The 22,716-nt window shown below is 68.6% G+C and carries 21 protein-coding genes; 6 read left to right on the top strand and 15 right to left on the bottom strand.

The window, feature by feature from the left end; all coding sequences use genetic code 11:
- The first annotated feature begins 8 nt into the window (after nt 1-8).
- Nucleotides 9-1,550 (top strand): tripartite tricarboxylate transporter permease, encoded by a 1,542-nt coding sequence (locus C9E82_RS03160; protein WP_119898044.1) that lies wholly within the window; start codon nt 9-11, stop codon nt 1,548-1,550.
- A 48-nt stretch (nt 1,551-1,598) separates the two neighbouring features.
- Here the strand turns inward: C9E82_RS03160 and C9E82_RS03165 are convergent, their stop codons facing one another.
- The 10 genes from C9E82_RS03165 to hutI form a co-directional block, all read right to left on the bottom strand.
- A complete protein-coding gene (locus C9E82_RS03165) occupies nt 1,599-2,372 on the bottom strand; it encodes an amino acid ABC transporter ATP-binding protein (RefSeq protein ID WP_119898045.1) in 774 nt (257 codons plus the stop codon).
- Nucleotides 2,373-2,375: 3 nt separating this feature from the next.
- Complete coding sequence (locus tag C9E82_RS03170; RefSeq protein WP_119898046.1) at nt 2,376-3,038, bottom strand: amino acid ABC transporter permease; 663 nt, start codon at nt 3,036-3,038, stop codon at nt 2,376-2,378.
- Nucleotides 3,038-3,685 (bottom strand): amino acid ABC transporter permease, encoded by a 648-nt coding sequence (locus C9E82_RS03175; protein ID WP_119898047.1) that lies wholly within the window; start codon nt 3,683-3,685, stop codon nt 3,038-3,040. The genes C9E82_RS03170 and C9E82_RS03175 overlap by 1 nt, the downstream gene beginning before the upstream one ends.
- Nucleotides 3,686-3,742: 57 nt before the next feature.
- Nucleotides 3,743-4,561 carry a transporter substrate-binding domain-containing protein gene (locus tag C9E82_RS03180; RefSeq protein WP_119898048.1) on the bottom strand — a complete coding sequence of 273 codons (819 nt, stop codon included), beginning with the start codon at nt 4,559-4,561 and terminating at the stop codon, nt 3,743-3,745.
- Nucleotides 4,562-4,644: 83 nt separating this feature from the next.
- Nucleotides 4,645-6,333: a urocanate hydratase gene (hutU, locus tag C9E82_RS03185; RefSeq protein ID WP_119898049.1), complete on the bottom strand. Its 1,689-nt coding sequence runs from the start codon at nt 6,331-6,333 to the stop codon at nt 4,645-4,647.
- 12 nt (nt 6,334-6,345) lie between these two features.
- Complete coding sequence (locus C9E82_RS03190) at nt 6,346-7,503, bottom strand: acyl-CoA dehydrogenase family protein (protein WP_119898050.1); 1,158 nt, start codon at nt 7,501-7,503, stop codon at nt 6,346-6,348.
- Nucleotides 7,500-8,648: a CaiB/BaiF CoA transferase family protein gene (locus C9E82_RS03195; RefSeq protein WP_119898051.1), complete on the bottom strand. Its 1,149-nt coding sequence runs from the start codon at nt 8,646-8,648 to the stop codon at nt 7,500-7,502. The genes C9E82_RS03190 and C9E82_RS03195 overlap by 4 nt, the downstream gene beginning before the upstream one ends.
- On the bottom strand, nt 8,645-9,436 hold the full coding sequence (gene hutG / locus C9E82_RS03200; RefSeq protein WP_119898052.1) for an N-formylglutamate deformylase: 792 nt from the start codon (nt 9,434-9,436) through the stop codon (nt 8,645-8,647). The genes C9E82_RS03195 and hutG overlap by 4 nt, the downstream gene beginning before the upstream one ends.
- Nucleotides 9,433-10,998: a histidine ammonia-lyase gene (gene hutH, locus C9E82_RS03205; RefSeq protein ID WP_183154032.1), complete on the bottom strand. Its 1,566-nt coding sequence runs from the start codon at nt 10,996-10,998 to the stop codon at nt 9,433-9,435. The genes hutG and hutH overlap by 4 nt, the downstream gene beginning before the upstream one ends.
- On the bottom strand, nt 10,967-12,163 hold the full coding sequence (hutI, locus tag C9E82_RS03210; RefSeq protein WP_119898054.1) for an imidazolonepropionase: 1,197 nt from the start codon (nt 12,161-12,163) through the stop codon (nt 10,967-10,969). The genes hutH and hutI overlap by 32 nt, the downstream gene beginning before the upstream one ends.
- A 120-nt stretch (nt 12,164-12,283) precedes the next feature.
- Between hutI and C9E82_RS03215 the strand changes: the two genes are divergently transcribed.
- Nucleotides 12,284-13,648, top strand: coding sequence for a formimidoylglutamate deiminase (locus C9E82_RS03215; RefSeq protein WP_119898055.1), 1,365 nt, complete (start codon nt 12,284-12,286; stop codon nt 13,646-13,648).
- Nucleotides 13,645-14,370: a GntR family transcriptional regulator gene (locus tag C9E82_RS03220; protein WP_119898056.1), complete on the top strand. Its 726-nt coding sequence runs from the start codon at nt 13,645-13,647 to the stop codon at nt 14,368-14,370. Before C9E82_RS03215 ends, C9E82_RS03220 begins: the two co-directional genes overlap by 4 nt.
- Nucleotides 14,371-14,411: 41 nt before the next feature.
- On the opposite strand, the gene C9E82_RS03225 is transcribed toward C9E82_RS03220, so the two are convergent.
- Together C9E82_RS03225 and C9E82_RS03230 are read right to left on the bottom strand one after the other, a co-directional pair.
- The gene (locus C9E82_RS03225; protein ID WP_119898057.1) at nt 14,412-15,872 is read right to left on the bottom strand and encodes a sodium:solute symporter family protein; all 1,461 of its coding nucleotides are present in this window, start codon (nt 15,870-15,872) and stop codon (nt 14,412-14,414) included.
- Between the two features lie 248 nt (nt 15,873-16,120).
- Entirely contained in the window at nt 16,121-17,350 is a 1,230-nt protein-coding gene (locus tag C9E82_RS03230; RefSeq protein WP_119898058.1) for an aminopeptidase P family protein, read from the bottom strand.
- A gap of 109 nt (nt 17,351-17,459) precedes the next feature.
- Between C9E82_RS03230 and C9E82_RS03235 the strand changes: the two genes are divergently transcribed.
- Nucleotides 17,460-18,377, top strand: a complete 918-nt coding sequence (locus tag C9E82_RS03235; protein WP_119898059.1) for a LysR family transcriptional regulator — start codon at nt 17,460-17,462, stop codon at nt 18,375-18,377.
- On the opposite strand, the gene C9E82_RS24355 is transcribed toward C9E82_RS03235, so the two are convergent.
- Genes C9E82_RS24355 through C9E82_RS03245 form a run of 3 tightly spaced genes read right to left on the bottom strand, consistent with a single transcriptional unit; the run spans nt 18,374 to nt 20,588 of the window.
- Nucleotides 18,374-18,538, bottom strand: coding sequence for a hypothetical protein (locus C9E82_RS24355; RefSeq protein ID WP_170162064.1), 165 nt, complete (start codon nt 18,536-18,538; stop codon nt 18,374-18,376). The genes C9E82_RS03235 and C9E82_RS24355 overlap by 4 nt on opposite strands.
- Nucleotides 18,535-19,659, bottom strand: a complete 1,125-nt coding sequence (locus C9E82_RS03240; protein WP_119898060.1) for a YeeE/YedE family protein — start codon at nt 19,657-19,659, stop codon at nt 18,535-18,537. Before C9E82_RS03240 ends, C9E82_RS24355 begins: the two co-directional genes overlap by 4 nt.
- Nucleotides 19,659-20,588, bottom strand: a complete 930-nt coding sequence (locus C9E82_RS03245) for a sulfurtransferase (protein ID WP_119898061.1) — start codon at nt 20,586-20,588, stop codon at nt 19,659-19,661. The genes C9E82_RS03240 and C9E82_RS03245 overlap by 1 nt, the downstream gene beginning before the upstream one ends.
- Before the next feature lie 368 nt (nt 20,589-20,956).
- Here C9E82_RS03245 and phnC point away from each other — a divergent pair, with 368 nt between their 5' ends.
- Together phnC and phnD are read left to right on the top strand one after the other, a co-directional pair.
- The gene (gene phnC / locus C9E82_RS03250) at nt 20,957-21,775 is read left to right on the top strand and encodes a phosphonate ABC transporter ATP-binding protein (RefSeq protein WP_119898062.1); all 819 of its coding nucleotides are present in this window, start codon (nt 20,957-20,959) and stop codon (nt 21,773-21,775) included.
- A 34-nt stretch (nt 21,776-21,809) separates the two neighbouring features.
- On the top strand, nt 21,810-22,712 hold the full coding sequence (gene phnD / locus C9E82_RS03255; protein ID WP_119898063.1) for a phosphonate ABC transporter substrate-binding protein: 903 nt from the start codon (nt 21,810-21,812) through the stop codon (nt 22,710-22,712).
- The last annotated feature ends 4 nt before the right edge of the window (nt 22,713-22,716 follow it).

Genomic DNA, 22,716 nt, shown 5'->3' on the forward strand with positions numbered 1-22,716 from the left:
ACCCGCATATGGACATCTTCAGCAATATCGCGCTTGGCCTGAACACGGCGCTGTCCTTCACCAACCTGCTCTACTGCTTCCTGGGGGTGTTCCTGGGCACGCTGGTCGGCGTCATTCCGGGCATCGGGGTGCTGTCGGCGATCTCGATGCTGTTTCCGATCACCTTCTACCTGGAGCCCACCACCGCGCTGATCATGCTGGCGGGGATCTGGTACGGGACCAGCTATGGCGGCAACACCGCATCGATCCTGCTGAACATCCCCGGCACGCCGGCCAATGCGGTGACCTGCCTCGACGGCTATCCGATGGCGCGGCAGGGGCGGGGCGGCGTGGCGCTGTTGATGACCACGGTCGCGTCCTTCGTCGGCGGCTCGATCGGCATCCTGCTCTTGATGCTGTTCGGGCCGGTGATCGCGCGATACGCGCTCAGCTTCGGGTCGGCGGAATATTTCGCGCTGATGGTGATGGGGCTGGTCGCGGCCTCGACCATCTCGGACGGATCGGCGCTGAAGGGGCTGGCGATGGTGGTGCTGGGCATCCTCTTCGGCTGCGTCGGCGCCGACATCTATACCGGCACGCCGCGCTTCAACTTCGGCACGCTGGAGCTGACCGACCAGATCAGCCTGATCGCGCTGGCCATGGGCATCTTCGGCGTGTCCGAGGTGATCGCCTCGGTCCGCAACGTCCATGTCGGCGACATCGACCCCGAATCGGTCAGGTTCAAGGCGATGAAACCCAGCAAGGACGACGTGAAGCGGTCGATCTTCCCGATGCTGCGCGGATCCTCGATCGGGTCCTTCTTCGGCACGCTGCCCGGCACCGGCCCCTCGGTCGCGGCCTTCATGGCCTATGCGATGGAAAAGCGCGTCGCCAAGGACCCCAGGCGCTTCGGCAAGGGCGCCATCGAGGGCATCATGGCGCCGGAATCGGCCAACAACTCGGCCGACCAGACCAGCTTCATCCCGACGCTGTCCCTGGGCATCCCCGGCAGCCCGACCATGGCGCTGATGCTGGGCGCGCTGATGATCCACGGCATCGCGCCGGGGCCCAGCCTGGTCAACGACCAGCCGGCGCTGTTCTGGGGCCTGATCATGAGCTTCTGGATCGGCAACCTGCTGCTGGTGGTGCTGAACGTGCCGCTGATCGGGGTCTGGGTGCGGCTGTTGATGATCCCCTATCACCTGCTGTTCCCGGCGGTGCTGATGTTCATCTGCATCGGGACCTATTCGGTCAACATGTCCAGTTTCGAGGTCTGGCTGGTCGTGTTCTTCGGCTTCCTGGGCTACCTGATGCGGATCCTCGACTGGCCCTCGGCGCCCCTGCTGCTGGGCTTCGTGCTGGGCCCGCTGATGGAGGAGCATTTCCGCCGCGCGCTTCTGCTGTCGCGGGGCGACTTCATGACCTTCATCGACCGGCCGATCAGCGCCACGGTCATGGGCATCACCGTGCTCTTGCTGGCCTGGGGCGCCTGGTCGGCGCTGAAGGAGCGCAAGCGGATCAGCGGGCTGCTGCACGAGGAAGCCGCCGACGACCTGACCGAGGGCCGCTGAAAGGAACCCATCGCCGGCCGGAAAACGGCCGGCGATGCCCGCGACGGGTCAGAAGCTGTTGCGCTCGTGATAGCTGCGCAGGAAGCCCTGGATGCGCGGGTCCTCGGGCTGGTGCAGGATGCGGTCGGGGATGTCCATGCCGACCAGCTCGCCCTTTTCCATGAAGGCCACCTGATCGGCGACATGGGCTGCAAAGCCCATCTCGTGGGTCACGACCACCATGGTCATGCCCTCGGCGGCCAGCGTCTTCATGACCGTCAGCACCTCGCCCACCAGTTCCGGGTCCAGCGCCGATGTCGGCTCGTCGAACAGCATCAGCCGGGGTTCCATGGCGATGGCGCGGGCGATGGCCACGCGCTGCTGCTGGCCCCCCGACAGGCGCGAGGGGTGGTTGCCCATCTTGTCGCCCAGGCCGACCTTGTTCAGCGCCTCGGCGGCGCGGGCCTCGGCCTCGGGCTTTTTCATGCCGCGCACCCGGACCAGACCTTCGGTCACGTTCTGGATCGCGGTCATGTGCGGCCACAGGTTGAACTGTTGGAACACCATGCCGATGGACCGGCGCATCGCGCGCAGCTTGCGCGCCGACATCTTCCTGCCCGGCGCCTCATAGCCGATCAGCTGCCCATCGATGCGGACCTCGCCGGAATCGTATTCCTCCAGGAAGTTGATGCAGCGCAGCAGCGTCGACTTGCCCGAGCCCGAGGGCCCGATCAGGCAGGTCACCTTGCCCGGCGCGATCGACATGTCGATGTCCTTCAGCGCCTGGAAGGGACCATAGAACTTGTTGACGCCGCGGATCTCGACGGAAGAAGCCTGAACCATCTGTTACGGCCTTTCGATCAGGTAATGGGTGATGCGCGTCTCCAGCTTGCGGCCGAAGCGTGAGATCGTCTCGACCAGCAGCCAGAAGAACAGCGCCAGCACCAGGTTGGCTTCCAGATAGCGGAAGGTTTCGGTGGACATGCGCTGGACCTGGTACATCAGCTCGGGGACGGTGATGATCGACAGGATCACGGTCTCCTTGGTCAGGATGATCGAGAAGTTGACCAGCGCCGGCAGCGCCGAGACCAGCGCGACCGGCAACAGCACGCGGCGGATGATGACATGTTCGGGCATGCCGATGGCGCGGGCGGCCTCGATCTGGCCGATCGGCACGGCGCGGAAGCCCGAGCGGAAGATTTCCGCAAAATAGGGGCTGCCATAGATGGTCAGGCCCAGCAGCCCCGCCGGAACCGCGTCCAGCCGCAGCCCGACCAGCGGGCCGCCATAGTAGAGCACGAACAGCTGCACCAGGAAGGGCGTGCCGCGGATCACCTCGATATAGGCTTGCAACAGCCAGCGCAGCGGGGTGGGACCGTGGCGCTGCGCCAGCGCGATCAGCAGCCCCAGCGCCATCGAAAAGACCGTGCCCAGCAGCCAGCACATGATGGTCAGCCCGAAGCCGCGCAGCAGCATGGGCCCGTATTGTTCAAGGATCTGCCACTCCATCACACGGCCATCCTGTGTTCAAGGTAACGCCCCAGCGCCGCCAGGCACAGGTTGATCATCAGGTAGATGCAGGCGGCGGCCAGGTAGACCTCCATCGGGCGGAAGGTGGTCGCGGCCTGCGCCTGGGAGGCGCGGGTGATCTCCATGATGCCGACGACCGAGACCAGCGAGCTTGCCTTGACCAGCAGGATCAGTTCGTTGATCAGGGCGGGCAGCGACATGGTGACGGCCTGCGGCAGCACGATGCGCGTCCAGACATCGCCGGGCCCCATGCCAATGGCGCGCGCGGCCTCGGTCTGGCCCCTGGGCAGCGCGCCGATGGCGCCGCGCCAGATCTCGCTGATATAGGCGCTGGCGCAGATGCCCACGGTGACGACGGCGGCGACCAGCGCGGGCACGTCGATGCCGATCACCGGCAGCAGGAAATAGACCAGCAGCAATTGCACCAGCAGCGGCACGCCGCGCAGGAAGCTGACCCACAACGCGGCGAAGGTGCGCAGGAACGCCACCCCCGACAGCCGCGCCGCGCAGATCAGCGCCCCGATCACCAGCCCCAGCGCGATGCCGAGGCCCGATACCAGAAGCGTGTATCGCGCCGCCCAGAACAGCGGCCCGAAGCTGTCCAGAAAGGTCGGGATGGAAAACATGAGCCCTCCGTCGGGATCGGGGCGGACAGGAGGCAGCCCCCCGTCCGCCGGGTCACATCATTCGGCCGAGACTTCCAGCGGCAGTTCGGTATAGCTGCCCAGCCATTTTTCCTGGATCGCCTGGATGCGGCCGTCCTCGGTCATCTTCGCGATGGCGTCCCGGATGGCGGCGGCGAAGCTTTCGCTGGCCTCTTCCTTGCGCAGCACCCAGGCGAAATAGGTGGGCTCGCCGAACGAGGCGGGCTCGAACAGCGCGAAGGTCTCGGGGCGGTTCTTGACCAGGTAGGTCAGGTTCGGCAGCGATCCCGCCACCGCGTCCAGCCGGCCCGCGGCCAGGTCGGCATAGGCTTCGTCGGTGGTGCCGTATTCGCGCACGTCCACCCCGCCAAGGCTTTCGCCGTAAGCCTGCAGCTGGCGGAACTGCGCGGTGCCCTGCTGGACGCCCACGCGCTTGCCGGCGATGTCCTCGGGCTTGCCGATGGCGTCGTTGCCGGCCGCGCGCACCAGCGACACGGTGGCGTCGGCGATCGGCGGGGTGAAGGTATAGCGCTCCAGCCGCTCGGGCGTGATGGTCACGGGGGCGATGACGATGTCGAACTTGCCGACCTCGAGGCCCGGCAGCTCGGCCGTCCAGGGGATGTCCTGATAGACCGGCTCGACGCCCAGTTCCTTGCTGACCTCGTCGAACAGGTCCTTGGTCATGCCCTGGTATTCGCCGTTCACCAGCATGTCGAAGGGCGCGTAATGCATGTCGGTCGCGGTGACGATCTTGCCGGCGGCCTGGATGTCGGCCAGCTGGTCGGCCAGCGCGGGGCCGGTCATGGCAAGGGCGGCGATGCCCAGCAGCGCGGCCTTGGCGGTTCGGATCATGGTCATGGATCTCTCCTGAGTTGGACTTGATGTCGGTTTTTTGGACCTTATGGCCGCGCGCCGCCAGAGGGGACGGCACGCGCAGGCGGTCAGAGGATGGCGGGCAGGTTCAGATGATGCTCTCGCGCGCAGTCGATGGCGATCTGATATCCGGCATCGGCATGGCGCATCACCCCGGTCGCCGGGTCGTTCCACAGCACCCGCGCCAGCCGGGCATCGGCCTCTGCGCTGCCGTCGCAGCAGATGACCATGCCGGAATGCTGCGAGAAGCCCATGCCGACGCCGCCGCCGTGATGCAGGCTGACCCAGGTCGCGCCCGAGGCGGTGTTCAGCAGCGCGTTCAGCAGCGGCCAGTCGGAAACCGCGTCCGATCCGTCCTGCATCGCCTCGGTCTCGCGATTGGGGCTGGCCACGCTGCCGCTGTCCAGGTGGTCGCGGCCGATGACGATCGGGGCCTTCAATTCGCCGTTGCGGACCATCTCGTTGAAGGCGAGGCCCAGCTTGTGGCGGATGCCCAGCCCCACCCAGCAGATCCGCGCCGGCAGGCCCTGGAAGGCGATCCGTTCCCGCGCCATGTCCAGCCAGTTGTGCAGATGCGGGTCGTCGACCAGCTCCTTCACCTTGGCGTCGGTCTTGTAGATATCTTCGGGATCGCCCGACAGCGCGGCCCAACGGAAGGGGCCGATGCCGCGGCAGAACAGCGGGCGGATATAGGCGGGCACGAAGCCGGGGAAGGCGAAGGCGTTCTCCAGCCCCTCCTCCAGCGCCATCTGGCGGATGTTGTTGCCGTAATCGACCGTCGGGATGCCCGCGTCGTGGAAGGCCACCATGGCCTCGACCTGGACCTTCATGCTGCGGCGGGCAGCCTGTTCGACGCCCTTGGGGTCGCTTTCCTGGCGCGCGCGCCATTCCGCGACCGACCAGCCCATCGGCAGATAGCCATGCACCGGGTCATGCGCGCTGGTCTGGTCGGTGACGATGTCGGGACGCACGCCCCCGTTCTTTGCGCGACGCACCAGTTCCGGGAAGACCTCGGCCGCATTGCCGATCAGCGCCACGGATTTCGCCTCGCCCGCCTTGGTCCAGCGGTCGATCATCTCCAGCGCCTCGTCCAGAGAGTGCGTCTTTTCATCGACATAGCGGGTGCGCAGGCGGAAATCGGCGCGGGTCTCGTCGCATTCGACGGCCAGGCAGCAGGCCCCGGCCATGACGGCGGCCAGAGGCTGCGCGCCGCCCATGCCGCCCAGCCCGGCGGTCAGGATCCACTTGCCGGTCAGATCGCCGCCGTAATGCTGGCGCCCGGCCTCAACGAAGGTCTCGTAGGTGCCCTGCACGATGCCCTGAGAACCGATATAGATCCAGGACCCGGCGGTCATCTGGCCATACATCGCCAGACCCTTGCGGTCCAATTCGTTGAAATGGTCCCAGTTCGCCCAATGCGGCACCAGGTTCGAATTCGCGATCAGCACCCGCGGCGCGTCCTTGTGGGTCTGGAACACGCCCACCGGCTTGCCCGACTGGACCAGCAGCGTCTGGTCGCCCTCCAGCGCGCGCAGGCTGTCCACGATCAGGTCGAAATCCTGCCAGGTCCGCGCCGCCCGGCCGATGCCGCCATAGACGACCAGCTCATGCGGGTTCTCGGCCACGTCCGGGTGCAGGTTGTTCATCAGCATCCGCAAGGGCGCCTCGGTCAGCCAGCTTTTCGCGCTGATCTCGGTGCCGGTGGCGGGGAAGACGTCGCGGGCATTGTGCCTTGGATTGACGGTGCGATTGTCCATTGTGGTCTCCGTTCAGGCCAGCATGTTGCCGGAAATGATGATGCGTTGAATTTCGCTGGACCCCTCGTAGATCCGCATGATGCGCAGATCGCGGTTGATCCTCTCGATGGGAAAGTCGCGGGTATAGCCATAGCCGCCATGCAGCTGCAGCGCCGTGTCGGCGATCCTGCCCGCCGCCTCGGAAGCCGCCAGCTTGGCCATGGACGAGGCCAGCGAGAAGCGCCCGCCCTGCCCATGATGCGCCAGGTCGCGCTGCCGGGCCGCGTCCTGCGCGACCAGCAGCGCCTGGCGGAAGGCCAGCCCCATGTCGGCGATCATCCAGCGGATGCCCTGCCGGTCGGTAAGCGCCTGCCCGCCGATGACGCGGTCCTTCGCATAGGCGACGGCCGCCTTCATCGCCGCCTCGGCCATGCCCAGGCATTGCGCGGCGACCTCGATCCGGCCATTGTCCAGCACCTGCATGGCGGTGCGGAAGCCGCGGCCTTCCTCGCCCAGCAGCGCGTCATCGGGCAAGTGGCAGTCGATGTTCAGCGTGAAGACATGGCCGCCCTTCAGCCCCATGGTGCGCTCGGCCGGGCCGGCCTCCAGCCCCGGCGTGCCTTTCGGCAGGATGAAGGCGGAAATCCCGCGATGCGCCTTGTCCGGGTCGGTGACCGCGTAGAGCACGATGAAATCCGCCACCCCGCCATTCGAGATGAAGCATTTCGTGCCCTTCACATGCCAGCCGCCATCGATGCGCCGGGCGCGGGTCTTCATGTCGGCGGGGTCCGAGCCGGCGGTCGGCTCGGTCAGGCCGAAGGCCCCCAGCGCTTCGCCCGTCGCCGCGCGGGGCAGCCATTCCTGTTTCTGCGCTTGCGCTCCGCCCAGCAGGATCGAGTCGGTCGCCAGGTAATGCGCTGTCAGCGCCGAGGCGGTCGAGCCGCAGGCGCCGGCGACGATCGCCACCGCCCTCAGCAGCGCCGGGGCGGAAATGCCGCTGCCGCCATGGTCCTCGGGCAGGTTCGCGCCCCACATCCCGGCCTCGGCCAGCACGCGCAGCTGGTCATGGACGAAACCCGAGGTCTCGTCGGTTTCCGCCGCCTTCGGCGCGATGCGCTCGGCGCAGATGCGCTCCAGCATGTCGCAGAACAGCCGCTCTTCCTCGGCCAGCATGTGCCATTCGTCGCTCATGCGGTTCTCTCCAGTCCGAATTCCTGCAAGATCGCCTGCAGATCGCCGCCCAGGGACGGGGCCGATCCGCCGGCCACGGGTTTTTCGCCGTCAAAGCGCACCGGCTGGCCGACGGTCGGGGCCAGGCCCAGCACCGGATGCGGCAACAGGCTGACCAGCCCGCGTGCGACGGCATGGTCGTTCGAACCTGCCTGCGCGATGTCCCAGATCGGCGCGGCGGGCAGGCCGGCGGCGGCCAGCGCGGCGACGGCGGCCTCGGTGGTCAGGCCGCGCGACCAGTCCTCGATCAGCGCCTTCAGGGCGGGTTCATGCGCGGTGCGGCTTTCGTCGCTGGCAAAGCGCGGATCGTCGGCCGCCTCGGGGGCGCCGATCAGCCGGGCCAGGGTGGCGAATTGCCGGCCGTTCAGCACCGCGATCACCACCTGCCCGTCGCTGGTCGCGAAACAGCCGAAGGGCGTGGACAGGGGATGGCGGTTGCCGACCCGCTGCGGCAGCACGCCCGCGTAAAGGTGCAGCGCATGGCTGGTGGTCAGCATGGAAAACAGCGCGTCATACATGGCCACGTCCAGCGTCGCGCCCTGCCCCGTCGCGCCCCGCCCGACCAGCGCCGCCATGATCGACCAGCTGGCGAACAGCCCGGCCAGCAGGTCGGCGATGCTTTCGCCGGTCTTCAGCGGCGCGCCGCCATCCTCGCCCGTGCCGGCCATCAGCCCGGACATGGCCTGCACCACCAGGTCATAGGCCGGCAGGTCGCGGAACGGCCCGTCCTGTCCGAAGCCCGAGATCGAGCAATAGATCAGCCGCGGATGGGCCGCCCGCAATTCGTCGGCCCCCAGCCCCAGCCGCGCGGCGACGCCGGGGCGGAAGTTTTCCACCACCACGTCGACGCGGGCGGCGATGGCCCGCGCCAGCGCCAGATCGGCGGGGGTCTTCAGGTCCAGCGCAAGGCTGCGCTTGCCGCGATTGTTCAGCGTGAACAGCGCGCTTTCGCCGTCCCGGAACGGCCCGATATGGCGATAGTCGTCACCCTGGGGCGGCTCCAGCTTGATGATCTCGGCGCCCAGATCGGCCAGCAGCGCGGTCGCATAGGGGCCGGCCAGCACGCGCGACAGGTCCAGCACCCGGATGCCCTGCAGCGGCTTCATGCCCGGATCTCCGGCGCCAGCGCCGCCAGCCGCTGAAGGATCGCCGTCAGCGTGACGCGCAGCGCATCGGCCTTCGCCTCGTCATAGGCGAAGGGCGGGACCTCGGACGCCAGATGCGTCGCTTGCGCCAGTTCCATCTGGATCGCGTGGACGCCCTGCCCCGGCTGACCGTAATGCCGCGTCGTCCAGCCGCCCTTGAAGCGGCCGTTCAGCACATGGCTGCGCCCGCTGGCGGCGCAGATCCGCAGCACCTCGGCTTCGAGGCGCGGTTCGCAGGTGGTGCCGTTATTGGTGCCGATGTTGAAATCCGGCAGCACGCCGTCGAACAGGAATGGGATATTGGACCGGATCGAGTGACAGTCATAGAGGATCGCCACCCCGTGACGCGCCCGGACCCGTTCGATCTCGGCCGCCAGCGCGGCGTGATAGGGGGCGTGGAAGCGGGCCTTGCGATCGGCGATTTGCAGCGCGGTCGGCTCAAGATCCCAGATCGGCTGGCCGTCGAAATCGGTCAGCGGCACCAGGCCCGTCGTGTTCTGGCCGGGATAGAGGCTGGCATCGTCCGGCCCGCGATTGGCGTCGATCACATAGCGGTGGAAGACCGCCCGCACCGTCGTCGCGCCGGGCAGCAGCCCGTCATAGAGGCGATGGATATGCCAGTCGGTATCGGCCAGCACCCGGCCGCGGTCGTTCAGCGCCGCGCGGATATCCTCGGGCAGCCATGTGCCGGTATGCGGCAGGCCCAGGATGACCGGGCCGTCGCCCTGGGCAACCTCGACCGGGGTCATGGCCGCACCTCGGCCAGCAGATCGCCGGGCAGCGCCTGGGCCAGCGCGTCCGAGCGCACCAGTTCCGCCGCCGCCGCCAGGTCCGGCGCCATGTAGCGGTCCTGACCCAGCGCCGGCACATCCGCACGCAGCCGCGCGATCACCGCCGCCAGCGCGGCCGAGGTCTTCAGCGGCGCGCGGAACTCGACCCCGGCGCTGGCGCAAAGCAGCTCGATGCCGATGATATGGGCAAGGTTCGCGTTCATCCGCCCGAGCCGCCGCGCACCGTGGGCGGCCATGCTGACATGATCCTCCTGGTTGGCACTGGTGGGGGTCGAATCCGTCGAGCATGGATTAGCCAGGTGCTTGTTTTCGCTCATCAAGGCGGCGCTGGTCACTTCGGCGATCATCAGCCCGCTGTTCAGGCCCGGATCGGGGGTCAGGAAGGGCGGCAGGTCGTGCGACAGCGCCGGATCGACCATCAGCGCGATGCGGCGCTGGGAAATCGCGCCGATCTCGGCGATGGCCAGCGCGATCTGGTCGGCGGCGAAGGCGACGGGTTCGGCATGGAAATTCCCGCCCGAGACGATCGCCCCCTCGCCGGTCAGCACCAGCGGGTTGTCGGTCGCGGCATTGGCCTCGATCTGCAGGGTGCGGGCGGCCTGGGTCAGGATGTCGATGCAGGCGCCCGTGACCTGCGGCTGGCAGCGGATGCAATAGGGGTCCTGCACCCGGCTGTCGCCGACCCGGTGGCTTTCGCGGATCTCGGAGCCCGCCATCAGCTCGCGGATCACCCGCGCCGCCAGGATCTGGCCGGGATGGCCGCGCAGCTGGTGGATCTCGTCGAAGAACGGCGCGGTCGAGCCCATGATCGCATCGGTCGAGATCGCCGAGGCGACCAGCGCATTGCGCGCCGCCCGGAACGCCTGCCACAGCCCGGCCAGCGCGAAGGCGGTCGAGACCTGCGTGCCGTTGATCAGCGCCAGGCCCTCCTTGGCGGCCAGCACGATGGGCTTCAGACCCGCGGCGGCCAGCGCGTCACCGGCGGCCATCTCGCGGCCGTCATGGGTCGCGCGCCCCTCGCCCAGCATGGCGGCGGCCATATGCGCCAGCGGCGCCAGATCGCCCGAGGCGCCGACCGAGCCCTGCGACGGGATCACCGGCAGCACGCCACGCGCCAGCATGTCCTCGATCAGCTGGATCACTTCGGGACGCACGCCCGATGCGCCGCGCCCCAGCGACAAGAGCTTCAGCGCCATGATCAGCCGGACGGTCTCCGGCTCGACCGGCTCGCCCACGCCGCAGCAATGCGACAGGATCAGGTTGCGTTGCAGCGTGGCGGTATCCCCCGCCGCGATCTTGATCGAGGCCAGCTTGCCGAAGCCGGTGTTCACGCCATAGACCGGCGCCTCGCCATCGGCGGCAGCCGCGATGGCGGCGGCAGAACGGGCGATGCCGTCGCGGGCGCTGTCGGCCAGGCGCACCGCCAGCCCCTCGCGCCACACCTGTTCAAGCTGGTCCAGTGTCGTTTCGCCGGGGATCAGGATCAGTTCAGACAAATTCGCCTCCGAAAACGCGGGCATGAAGGGGGTTGAAGCCGATGCGGTAGCTGAGTTCGGCCGGATGGCGGACATCCCAGATCGCCAGGTCGGCGCGCGCGCCCGCCGTGATCGTGCCACGATCCGCCAGCCCCAGGGCGCGGGCCGCATGGCGGGTCACGCCCGCCAGGCATTCGGCCGGGGTCAGGCGGAACAGCGTCGCGCCCATGTTCATCGTCAGCAGGATCGAGGTCAGCGGCGAGGTGCCCGGATTGGCATCCGTGGCCAGCGCGATGGGCACGCCCGCATCGCGCAGCGCCTGCACAGGGGGCAATTGCGTCTCGCGCAGCGTGTAGAAGGCGCCGGGCAGCAGCACCGCGACCGTGCCCGAGGCCGCCATCGCCGCGATCCCGTCGGCGCCCAGATATTCCAGGTGATCGGCGGACAGCGCGCCATGTTCCGCCGCCATCGCCGCGCCGCCGAGGTCCGACAGCTGTTCGGCATGCAGCTTGACCGGCAGGCCCAGGCCGGCGGCGTGATCGAAGACCGCCGCCATTTCGTCGCGCGAGAAGGCGATCCCCTCGCAGAAACCGTCCACGGCGTCGATCAGCCCCTCGGCATGGGCGCGGTCCATGCCGCGGATCACCACGTCGCGCAGATAGCCCGCACGGTCGTCCTTGCATTCCGGCGGCAGGGCATGGGCGGCAAGCCAGGTCGTCGCCACATGGACCGGGCGGCTTTCGCCGATCCGCCGGGCGGTGCGCAGCATCTTCAGCTCGGTCTCGACATCCAGCCCATAGCCCGACTTGATCTCGATGGTGGTCACGCCCTCGGCGATCAGGTGATCGACGCGCCGCAGCGCCGCATCCAGCAGCGCAGCCTCGTCGGCCTCGCGCGTCGCCCGGACCGAGGACAGGATGCCGCCACCCGCCCGCGCGATTTCCTCATAGCTGGCGCCTTCCAGCCGCATCTCGAATTCCTGCGCCCGGTCGCCGCCGAAGACGACATGCGTGTGGCAATCGACCAGCCCCGGCGTCACCAGCCGTCCGCCCAGATCGCGACGCGGCGCATCGCGATGGGGCAGCTGCGCCTCGGCTCCCGCCCAGATGATTCGGTCGCCGTCGATGACCAGCGCGGCGCCGTCGATCAATCCGTAACCGGCTGATTCATCAGCCATTGTTGCAAGGGTGGCATTCACGAGGACCTGCATCGGACACATGCTCCGCATTGATTTCTTCGCGGTTCTATGTTTAAACTTATTTATCCTCTATGTCTAAACCTATTTTCAGGAAAGCCCGTCCGGCAGGATCCGGCAGAAAGGAACAGCAAGATGACCATCATCTGGGCAGAACAGGCGCTCTTGCCGGAAGGCTGGGCAGAAGATGTCCGGGTCGACCTGGGGGCAGATGGGCGAATCACCCGCGTGCAGCCGGGCGCCCCGGCAGCGGGCCAGCGGGTCCAGCTGCTGCTGCCCGCGATGGCGAACCTGCATTCCCACGCCTTCCAGCGCGCCATGGCCGGGCTGTCGGAATCGCGCGGGCCCCATCCGCGCGACACGTTCTGGACCTGGCGGCAGATCATGTATCGCTTCCTGGACCACCTGACGCCCGAGGATGTCGAGGCCATCGCGGCGCTGGTGCAGATGGAGATGCTGGAGGCGGGCTATGCCACCAATGTGGAATTCCACTATCTGCACCACCGCGCCGATGGCGGCTTTTACGACGACATCGCGGAAATGGCCGGGCGGATCGCGGCGGCGGCCAGCCGGACCGGGATCGGGCTGACGCTGCTGCCGGTGCATTACCAGTTCGGCGGCGTGGATCGCCGCCCGCTGGGGCCGGGCCAGCGGCGTTTCGGCACCACGCCCGATCAGTTCATCCGCCTGCTGGACGCCTCGGAACGGCTGCTGCGCGACCTGCCGGCTGATGCCGGGATCGGCGTCGCGCCGCATTCGCTGCGAGCGGTTTCCCCCGAGGCGCTGGCCCTCTGCGCGACCCTGCGCCCGGATCGCCCGCTGCACATGCACCTGGCCGAGCAGATCCCCGAGATCGAGGAAGTCCGGGCCGCCTGGGGCCGCCGCCCGGTCGAATGGCTGCTGGACAACCACGCCCCCGACCGGCGCTGGACGCTGATCCACCTGACCCACATGACCGAGGACGAGACCCGCCGCCTTGCCGCCACCGGCGCGGTCGCGGGCCTGTGCCCGATCACCGAATCCAGCCTGGGCGACGGGATCTTCAACGGCACGATCTGGCAGGAGGCCGGCGGGCGGCTGGGGTTCGGCTCGGACAGCAATATCCGCATCAGCCTGATCGAGGAGCTGCGCACCCTGGAATACAGCCAGCGCCTGCGCGACACCGCCCGCGCGATCCTGGCGCAGCCCGGCCGCTCGACCGGGCGGGTGCTCCATGACGCGGGGCTGGACGGCGGGGCGACGGCGGCGGGGCGCGCGACCAGGGCGATCCGCGAAGGGCTGTGGGCCGACCTGGCCGCGGTGTCGCTGAACAATCCGGTGATGTTCGGGCGCAAGGGCGACAAGATGCTGGACAGCCTGATCTTCGCGGGCGGTGAGGGGCTGGTGCGCGAGGTCTGGGTGGCGGGCCGCCATGTCGTGCGGGACGGACGGCATATGGACCGCGACCGGATCCTGGCCGATTATCTGGCCTGCATCGCCAGATTGCAGGAGCGCATGTGACCGACAAGCAAGCCGGCCAGTCTTTGGCCCCCCCCTCGGCCAAGGCCCAGCATATCGCCGCCGAAGTCCGCCGCCGCATCGTGGACCGCGAATGGCGGCAGGGCGACCGCATCCCGGACGAGGCCGACCTGGCCGTGGAATTCGGCGTCGCCCGCGCGACCGTGAACAAGGCGCTGCAGCTGCTGGCCGATGAGGGGCTGCTGGACCGCAAGCGCCGGGCGGGCACGCGGGTGACGATCAACCCGGTGCGCAAGGCCACGATCTCGATCCCCATCGTGCGCGAGCAGATCGAGCAGGCGGGGATGGAATACGGCCATCGCGTGGTCGCCCAACGCCGCAGCCCCCTGCCCGCCGACATCGCGGCCCGGATCGGCCTGCCCGAAGGCGAGCAGCTGATCCATCTGCGCGCCGTCCATTACGGCGACGGCCGGCCCTATCAGCTGGAGGATCGCTGGATCAATCCGCGCGCGGTGCCGGGGCTGGAGCAGGTCGATTTCCGGCAGGTCAACGCGAATGAATGGCTGGTCCGCAACGCCCCCTATCTGCGGGCCGAGATGGCCTTCTCGGCCGCCAATGCCGATGCGCGCGAGGCGCGGCTGCTGCAGACCCGGCGCGGCCAGGCGCTGCTGATCCTGCAGCGCAGCACCTGGAACGATGCCGGGCCGATCACCACGGTGCGCCTTGCCTGCCATCCCGGCTATGTGATGAACGCGCAGAACTGAACGATCGCACCGGGCGCCGGGGCGCCCGGTGCGCCGTGTCGTCAGGCCGGGGCCTCGACCCTGCGGCTGATGCCGAAGGTCGCCAGGCTGACCAGCACATAGAGCGTGCTGGACACCAGGCAGCCGACCAGCGGCCCCACGACCCAGCCCGCATCCGACCACAGAAGCAGCCCGCCCGAGGTCACGAAGCCGCCCGCCATCGCCGCCAGCGCGCCCCAGCCGTTGCCCAGCCAGAACGAGGACACGAAGATCGGCCCGACCAGCGCGGCCAGCAGCGTCCCGGTGCCCAGGATGCCCAGCCAGGACAGCAGGAAGGGCGGCGCGTAAAGCATCATGGCCAGCCCGACCAGCCCGAAGACCACCACCGCCGCGCGGTTGATCGCCAGCGTCGCCGCCGGGTTCTCGCGCCCCGGAAACAGCGCCCGGCGCAGGTCGTGCGAGGCGGCCGCCGCGACGGTATGCAGCAGCGAATTGGCGGTGGATTTCATCGCGAACAGGATGCACAGGGTGATGAAGCCCCCCAGCGCCGGATGCAGGAAGGTCTGCAGATAGGCCGGCATGGCCTGGTCGGCGGCCTCCAGCCCCGGCATCCGCACCCGCATGTAGAGCCCCACGATCGGGATCAGCGACAGGATGCAGGCGAAGGGCGCGACGAACAGCGCCACCTTGCTGAAATTCACGTCCGGGCGGAAGGCCAGGAAACGCACCGACATGTAGGGTAGCACCGCCGTGAACATGAAGGCATAGGGCAGCACCATGAAGACCGCGCCGGGATGCTTGCCATAGGGCTCGGCCGTGGCGGGATCGACCAGCGCGGCATCGACGGCGCGCAGCTCGGACACCAGCGCCAGCGGCGACAGGTCGCCGAAGATCTGCGCGCAGATGATGACCGCGGCGGCCAGCATCCCCGACAGCATCAGCGCGTCGGTCCAGGCCACCGCCAGCATGCCGCCCAGCACGGTATAGAGGATGATGACCCCGATCATCAGCGTCGCGCCCCAGGCCTCGGGCAGGTCCAGCCAGCCTGCGGCAAGCATGCCGACGGCCTTGATCTGGCTGGTCAGGAAGACCAGCAGCAGCACGATGGTCATCAGCGCCGCCACCGCCTGGACCACGCGGCCCAGCCTGCCGGTCGCGTGCAGCCGCGCCGCATATTCGGGGATGGTGCAGCTTCCCATCGCCTCGGCTCGGCTGGACAGGAAGCGCGCGAAGAACAGCACCGCGATCACCATGGCCGGGGCGAACATGAAGTTCCCCAGCAGCTCGACCGCGCCGAACTGATAGGCGACGCCGGGCGAGCCCATGAAGCCCCAGCCGGAATAGCCGGTGGCGACGATGGTCCCGGCCCCGACCAGCGGCCCCAGAGAGCGCCCGGCGACCAGGAAGCCGCTTTCGTCCTCGGCATTCTGGTGCATCGCGCCGCAGGATTTCCAGCCCAGCCACAGCAGCCCGATCATCGAGGCGGCCATGATCAGCCAGTTCAACCACAGATAGTCGTTCATCTTCTTCTCCCTGTCGGGGGGGCGCGGGCCGGCGGATCGTTCTGCGCGATCCTTGCGCGGCGGCGCGCCTGTCGGTCAGTGACGGTTGCGAAGGCGCCCGATGGCGAAGGCCAGCGCGGCAAGCGAAAGGGTGGCCAGGTTCAGCAGGGCAAACCAGTCCAGGACCCATGAATCGAACAGCATGGGGGCTCCTATTTTGTGCGTCGGAGGATGGAGGAAAGCCCCCGGCGGTGCCGGGGGCCGCGTGGTCAGGCCGCCCTGGCCGCCGCCCTGACGATCAGGTGGTCGGGACCATAGGGGAAGCCGGTGATGTTGCGGTTGCCGCCGTCCTCGATGACCAGGATGTCGTGCTCGCGATAGCCGCCGGCGCCGGGCATCCCCTCGGGGATGGTGATCATCGGCTCCATGCTGACGACCATGCCGGGCTCCAGGACGGTGTCGCAATCCTCGCGCAGCTCCAGCCCCGCCTCGCGGCCGTAATAGTGGCACAGCACCCCGAAGCTGTGGCCATAGCCGAAGCTGCGATACTGCAGCAGGCCGTGGCCGGCATAGATCTCGTTCAGCTCCCGCGCGATGTCCGAGCAGCGGTTGCCCGGCACCAGCAGCTCCTTGCCGCGGTCATGGACCTCGCAGTTGATCCGCCACAGCCGCAGATGCTCGTCGCTGGCCTCCTCGGCAAACAGGGTGCGTTCCAGCGCGACGTAATAGCCCGCGACCATCGGGAAGCAGTTCAGCGACAGGATGTCGCCGCGTTCGATCCGGCGGCTGGTGACGGGGTTGTGTGCGCCGTCGGTGTTCAGGCCCGACTGGAACCAGGTCCAGGTGTCCAGAAGCTCGGCCTGGGGCCAGGTGCGGGCGATCTCGCGCACCATGGCGGCGGTGGAATGCAGCGCCACCTCGTGCTCGGGCACGCCCATGGCCACCGCCTCGACGCAGGCCGCGCCGCCCAGGTCGGCGATGCGGGCCATCTCGGTGATATGGGCGATCTCCTCGGCCGACTTGACCATCCGCAGCCGCATGGCGGGGGCGGCGATGTCGACGAGATCGACGCCGGGGAATTCCGATTCCAGCGATGCCAGCAGCTCGACGCTGACATGGTCGAACTCAATGCCGATGCGCCTTGCGGCGCCGACCAGCTGGCGGACGGCGTGGAAATAATTGTCCTTCTGCCAGTCAGTATAGGTGATGTTGCCGCCCGCCGTGCGCCGCCAGGGCTGGCCGCCGTCGATGCCGGCGCTGATCGTGGTCGCCTTGTCATGGTCGATCACCAGCCCGTAGCGGCGCCCGAACTGGCAATAGAGGAAATCCGCGTAATAGTTGATGTTGTGATAAGAGGTGAACAGCGCCGCATCGATCCCGGCGCTGGCCATATGCGCGCGGATCGCCTGCTGGCGGCGGCTCATCTCGGCGGCGGAAAAGGTCGGCGCGGCCTTCGGGCCGTTGCCGGTGAAATCCTGCAATCTCTCGCGCTGGGTCATCGGGGATCCTGTGTGTTGCTTTCGATTGCCTCAACTGTGATCCCGACCTTTCCCCAAGTCAAAAGACCATTTATCATGTATAGCTTGAGTAATTCTCAAGCGAGGAACGATGTCGCAACCGCCGCTGAACGCCCTGCGCGTCTTCGAGGCCGCCGCCCGCCTGGGCAGTTTCGCCGCCGCCGCCGAGGCGCTGTTCGTCACGCAATCGGCGGTCAGCCACCAGATCCGCCACCTGGAGGACTGGCTGGGCGCGCCGCTGTTCGACCGCTCGGGCCGCCGCCCGCGCCTGCTGCCGCGCGGCGAGGCGCTGGCGCGCGACCTGACGCTTGCACTTGGCGGGATCGACGCCGCCTGCCGCCGGGCCCGCGACAGCGCCGCCGCGAACGAGCTGGTGGTGGCGGCGATCCCCTCGGTCGCGGTCTGCTGGCTGATCCCGCGCCTGCCGGGCTTCCGCGCCCTGCATCCCGACATCGCGCTGCGGGTGATCTATGCCCATCACGGCCATGCGGTGGATTTCGGGGATGTCGACCTGGCCTTCGTCTTCTCGGACAGCCCGCCCAGGGGGCCGGGTTTCCGCGCCCAGGGCTTCCTGTCGGGCATCAGCGTGCCGGTCTGCAGCCCGCGCCTGCTGCCCGATGCCGCCGACCTGCCCCCTGCCCCGGCGGACCTGCCCGCGATGGGCCTGCTGCACGACGCCGACACGGCGGGCTGGCAGCTGTGGCTGCAACGCGCCGGCCTGCCGGTTCCCGCCGACCTGCCCGGCCCGGTCTTCCAGGATTTCAACCTGTTGCGCGCGGCCGCCCTGTCGGGCCAGGGGGTGGCGATCTGCTCGCTGGCGATGATCGCCACGGATCTGGCCGAGGGCGCGCTGGTCCGGCTGTCCGACATCGCCGTGCTGGAGGAGTTCGACTATTACCTGACCATATCCGACGCGCCGGTCGCCGACGAGGCGCGGCTGGCGGCAAGGGCCGCCTTCATCGACTGGGTGCTTGCCGAGAGGGCAGCCAGCCAGCCGGCGGAAGCCTAGTCCGGCAGCGCGCCGCAGAAGCCGCCGCTGGCCGCAACCCCCGATCCAAGCGCCAGCAGCGGCGGCGCCCGGTAGGGGTTCAGATCGGCGGTCGCCTGGTCGAAGACCAGCAGCGCGGCCAGCAACAGCAGCGCGGCGAAGGCGGTGACGCGACGGGTCATGCGCGCGCCTCCAGCCCCAGCATCGGGCGCAGGCGGACGCCCAGAACCGATCCCGCGAAGGCCGCGGCGAACCAGACCCAGCCATGCAGGCTGCCGGTCGAGATGCCGGAAAAGAACGCCCCGACATTGCAGCCGAAGGCCAGCCGCGAGGAATAGCCCAGCAAGAGGCCGGCCACGATCGTCGCGATCCAGGCGCGGGCGGGCAAGCTGGGCAGCGGCTGGGACAGCCCGCCGCTGCGCCAGGCCGCGACCAGGAAGGCCCCGGCGATGATGCCGATATTGGTCAATGAGGTCACGTCGGTCAGCACGCTCTGCCCCAGCAGGGCGGCATTGCCCGGCGCGCTCCAGAAGCTGGATGCCGACAGATCGGCCCCCAGCGCCACCGCGCCCTTGGCGGCCCAAAGCCCGAGCCCGTAGACCACGCCCCAGGGCTGGCCCGCGACGACCAGGTTGGCGATGGCCAGCGCCGCAATCGCCAGCGCGGCGAAGACCAGCCGCCTTGGCACCCGCCGCGTGCCCGGCGCGGCCAGCAGCAGCAGCCCCACAGCCACCGCCGCCAGCAGGGCCAGGGTCAGCGCAAGCCCCGATCCGCCGCCAAGCGTCAGGATCGGCAGCGCGCCCAGCCCGGTCCACCAGACCAGCCCGTAGGCGCCCAGAAAGCTGCCGATGGCGAAGAAGGGCAGCGCCAGCAGTCCCACCGGATTGCCGCTGCCGGCATTGACCAGCGTGCCCGAGCCGCAGCCCAGCACGACCTGCATCGCCGCGCCGAAGACGAAGGCGCCGCCGACCATCGCCCAGCCGATCGGGGCCGCGGCGCCCGCGATCTCTCCGGGGCGGGCGGCCAGCAGCGGGAAGGCCACGACCGAGACCAGCGCGATGGCCAGAAGCTGCGCCAGGATGCCCGAGGGATCGCGCCGCAGGATCATCGCCCGCCACGGCCCGGCGAAACCGAAGCGCAGCCCCTCCAGCGCGATGCCGAAGCCCAGGCCGATCGCCAGCAGCAGCCCGAAGCGCGCGCCGGCAAACAGCGCCACGGCGAAGACCGCCGCCAGCCCGGCCAGCACGATCAGCCCGCGCTGCGCGGGACGCCCCGATGCGGGAAGCGCGACTGCCTCGACCATCAGTTGCTGCCCTTGATCTGGTTCAGCAGGTTCCGCATCAGGCCGGGGGTGTTCTGCATCGCGCCGCCGCCTTGCGACCAGCCGACCATGGAATCGGGATAGAGCTTCACGTCCTCGACCCCGGCCAGTTCCGACAGCGCGAACCATTCCGTCGCCGCCCAGTGCCCGGTATTGCAGAAGGCCACGACCTGGTCCTGCCGGCCGATGCCAAGCCGCGCCGCCAGGTCGCTGGCCGCGGGCGCGTCCATCACCCGCGTCGGATCGTCGAACCAGACCGCGTGCGAGATGTTCTCGGCCCCCGGCAGGGTGCCGGGTTTCGTCGCCGCCGGATGGGATTGCAGGCCCTGGTGGAAGCCCTCGGGCCGCGAATCGATCAGCCTCGCGCCCGACTGGCCGTCGACGATGGCCGCGACGTCCTCGGTCGTGGCCAGCCAGCGGTCCGAAAAGGCGATCTCGACCTCGGAGGGGACCGGCGCATTGGCTTTCGTCTCCAGCGGCAGGCCGGCACCGGCCCATGCGCCCATCCCGCCGTTCAGGATCGCCAAATGACTGACGCCCGAGGATTTCAGCGTCCAGTAGACCCGCGCCGCAGCCCCGAAATCGCTGTCATCCGCGCCCTGATGCACGACGACCACGGGGCGTTCCAGCGTGACGCCCAGCTCGCGCAGGGTCGCCTGCAGCTGGTCCTCGGGCAGCAATGCGCCGGGATTGTCGGCCGGGCCGCGGAAACGGTCATAGGGCGCCGAGATGGCGCCTTCGACATGGCCCTGGTCATAGGCCTCGCCGCGGATGTCCAGGACCAGCGGCGCCTCGGGTCGGGCCACCAGCGCCTGCAATTCCTCCGGCGTGACCAGAGGGCCGAAATCCGAGGCCGCCGCGGCGCCCGACAGCCCGATCGCGGCAAGAGCGGAAAAGACAAGCCTTCTCATGATGCATCCCCTTCTGCGTTGCGCCAGATGTCGGGAACAATGGCCCGCTTGGCAAGGATGGGCAGACGCCGATGCGGGCGCGCGCGGCAAACAGGGTTCCGCCCGGCACGCGGCCCCGGCATGGCCGTCAGGGCGCCGGCTGGGCGCACCGGGATGATTTCCCGGATACGGCCGATAATGCGGGAGATCATCCCTTTTTCACCGCAGAACGGCCCGCGCCTCGGACTGGCGTTTGCCGGCGACCGCCGGCAGGACGCAATCCATGGAGCGACGCCCCGCCCCCGATTGTCGTCGATTTGTCATCAATCCGCGATCTTCCCGTCAAGGAGCGTCTCTAGAAGGGCCCGGAATCGGGAAAGGGCCACGCCTTGCTGGAAGTGCGCAACGTCACGCGAATCTTCGGGAACCGCCCTGCGGTCGACAATATCAGCTTCACCATCGACCGGCCCGCCTTCGTCGGGATCATCGGCCGGTCGGGGGCGGGCAAGTCCACCTTCCTGCGGATGATGAACCGGCTGACCGATGCCTCGGCCGGCCGGATCCTGGTCGAGGGGCGCGAGATCCTGGGCCTGACCGGCGCCGCAAGGCGTGCGTGGCAAAGCCAGTGCGCGATGATCTTCCAGCAGTTCAACCTGGTGCCGCGGATGGACGTGGCCTCGAACGTGCTGCACGGGCTGCTCAACCGCCGCTCGACCCTGGCGACCATGTTCAACCTGTGGCCGCAGACCGACATATTGCGGGCGCTGCAGATCCTCGACCGGCTGGGCATCGCCGAGCAGGCCCCGAAACGCGCCGAGGCGCTGTCGGGCGGCCAGCAGCAGCGCGTCGCCATCGCGCGGGCGCTGATGCAGGACCCGAAGATCATCCTGGCCGACGAGCCCATCGCCTCGCTGGACCCGATGAACGCGCAGATCGTCATGGACACGCTGCGCCGCATCAACCTGGAGGACGGGCGGATGGTGATCGCCAACCTGCACACGCTGGACACCGCGCGGCGCTATTGCGACCGGGTGATCGGCATGCGCGACGGCCGCATCGTCTTCGACGGCACGCCCGAACAGCTGTCCACCGGCGTCGCCCGCGACATCTACGGCGCCGACGAAAGCTTCAACGAGGCCGCGACCTCGACCGCCATCCCCGCCGATTCCGCAGCCGACGCGGCCTATGCCGCCCGGATGCTGGCCTGAACCGAACCCTGTCAAATCCGCAACGGAGTATCCCATGAAGAAGCTCGCCGCATTCACGCTTGCCGCGACCACCGCGCTGTCAGGCATGGCCTTCGGCCAAGAGATCACCCAGTTCAACCTCGGCATCATGGGCGGCGAGAACGCCCAGGACCGCATGAACTCGAACGAATGCTATCGCGCCGCCATCGAGGCCGAGCTGGGCGTGCCGGTCAAGGTCTTCACCCCCGCCGACTATGACGGGGTGATCCAGGGCCTCTTGGGCGGGTCGCTGGACATGGCCTGGCTGGGGGCCTCGGGCTATGCCAAGATCTTCCTGACCGATCCCGAGGCGGTCGAGCCGGTCCTGACCAAGCAGAACATGGACGGCTCGACCGGCTATTACGCGATCGGCTTCGCCCGCGCCGACAGCGGCATCGCCACCATCGAGGACGCCCGCGGCAAGAGCTTCGCCTTCGCCGAGCCGAACTCGACCTCGGGCTATCTGGTGCCGGGGGCGGAACTGCAGGAGATCGTCGGGCCGCTGGCGGATTTCTTCTCGGATGTGCGGTTCTCAGGCGGTCATGAACAGTCCATCGTGGGCGTGGCCAACGGCGATTTCGATGCCGGCGTGGCCTGGGCCGACGGGCTGGGCGACTGGGAGGACGGCTACAATTCCGGCGCCTTCCGCAAGGCCGCCGATGCCGGCCTGGTCGACATGAACGACATCACGGAGATCTGGCGCTCGAAGCTGATCCCGGAAGGCCCGATGGTGGTGCGCAAGGCGCTGCCGCAGGAGGTGCGGGACAAGATCATCCAGCTGACCGCCGACCTGCACGAAACCGACCGGGACTGCGCCTATGGCGTCGCCCATGGCGAGGCGATGGATTTCGTCCCGATCACCCATGACGCCTACGAAGGCATCGTCGCCGCGCGCAAGCTGGAAGAAGCCTCCAGCTGATCCC

It is taken from the genome of Paracoccus sigandri (assembly GCF_003709565.1).
GTDB classification, from domain to species: Bacteria; Pseudomonadota; Alphaproteobacteria; order Rhodobacterales; family Rhodobacteraceae; genus Paracoccus; species Paracoccus siganidrum.

Coding starts and splice junctions, on each gene's coding strand:
- hutG (WP_119898052.1), bottom strand. CDS start 9,436: ATGACCCCGGTCGAGGTTGCCCAGGGCGACGGCCCGGTCATCCTGGGC.
- hutH (WP_183154032.1), bottom strand. CDS start 10,998: ATGCCCGCGTTTTCGGAGGCGAATTTGTCTGAACTGATCCTGATCCCC.
- hutI (WP_119898054.1), bottom strand. CDS start 12,163: ATGCAGGTCCTCGTGAATGCCACCCTTGCAACAATGGCTGATGAATCA.
- C9E82_RS03225 (WP_119898057.1), bottom strand. CDS start 15,872: ATGAACGACTATCTGTGGTTGAACTGGCTGATCATGGCCGCCTCGATG.
- C9E82_RS03235 (WP_119898059.1), top strand. CDS start 17,460: ATGTCGCAACCGCCGCTGAACGCCCTGCGCGTCTTCGAGGCCGCCGCC.
- C9E82_RS03215 (WP_119898055.1), top strand. CDS start 12,284: ATGACCATCATCTGGGCAGAACAGGCGCTCTTGCCGGAAGGCTGGGCA.
- hutU (WP_119898049.1), bottom strand. CDS start 6,333: ATGGACAATCGCACCGTCAATCCAAGGCACAATGCCCGCGACGTCTTC.
- C9E82_RS03245 (WP_119898061.1), bottom strand. CDS start 20,588: ATGAGAAGGCTTGTCTTTTCCGCTCTTGCCGCGATCGGGCTGTCGGGC.
- C9E82_RS03170 (WP_119898046.1), bottom strand. CDS start 3,038: ATGGAGTGGCAGATCCTTGAACAATACGGGCCCATGCTGCTGCGCGGC.
- C9E82_RS03190 (WP_119898050.1), bottom strand. CDS start 7,503: ATGAGCGACGAATGGCACATGCTGGCCGAGGAAGAGCGGCTGTTCTGC.
- C9E82_RS03230 (WP_119898058.1), bottom strand. CDS start 17,350: ATGACCCAGCGCGAGAGATTGCAGGATTTCACCGGCAACGGCCCGAAG.
- C9E82_RS24355 (WP_170162064.1), bottom strand. CDS start 18,538: ATGACCCGTCGCGTCACCGCCTTCGCCGCGCTGCTGTTGCTGGCCGCG.
- phnD (WP_119898063.1), top strand. CDS start 21,810: ATGAAGAAGCTCGCCGCATTCACGCTTGCCGCGACCACCGCGCTGTCA.
- C9E82_RS03160 (WP_119898044.1), top strand. CDS start 9: ATGGACATCTTCAGCAATATCGCGCTTGGCCTGAACACGGCGCTGTCC.
- C9E82_RS03175 (WP_119898047.1), bottom strand. CDS start 3,685: ATGTTTTCCATCCCGACCTTTCTGGACAGCTTCGGGCCGCTGTTCTGG.
- C9E82_RS03180 (WP_119898048.1), bottom strand. CDS start 4,561: ATGACCATGATCCGAACCGCCAAGGCCGCGCTGCTGGGCATCGCCGCC.
- C9E82_RS03165 (WP_119898045.1), bottom strand. CDS start 2,372: ATGGTTCAGGCTTCTTCCGTCGAGATCCGCGGCGTCAACAAGTTCTAT.
- C9E82_RS03240 (WP_119898060.1), bottom strand. CDS start 19,659: ATGGTCGAGGCAGTCGCGCTTCCCGCATCGGGGCGTCCCGCGCAGCGC.
- C9E82_RS03195 (WP_119898051.1), bottom strand. CDS start 8,648: ATGAAGCCGCTGCAGGGCATCCGGGTGCTGGACCTGTCGCGCGTGCTG.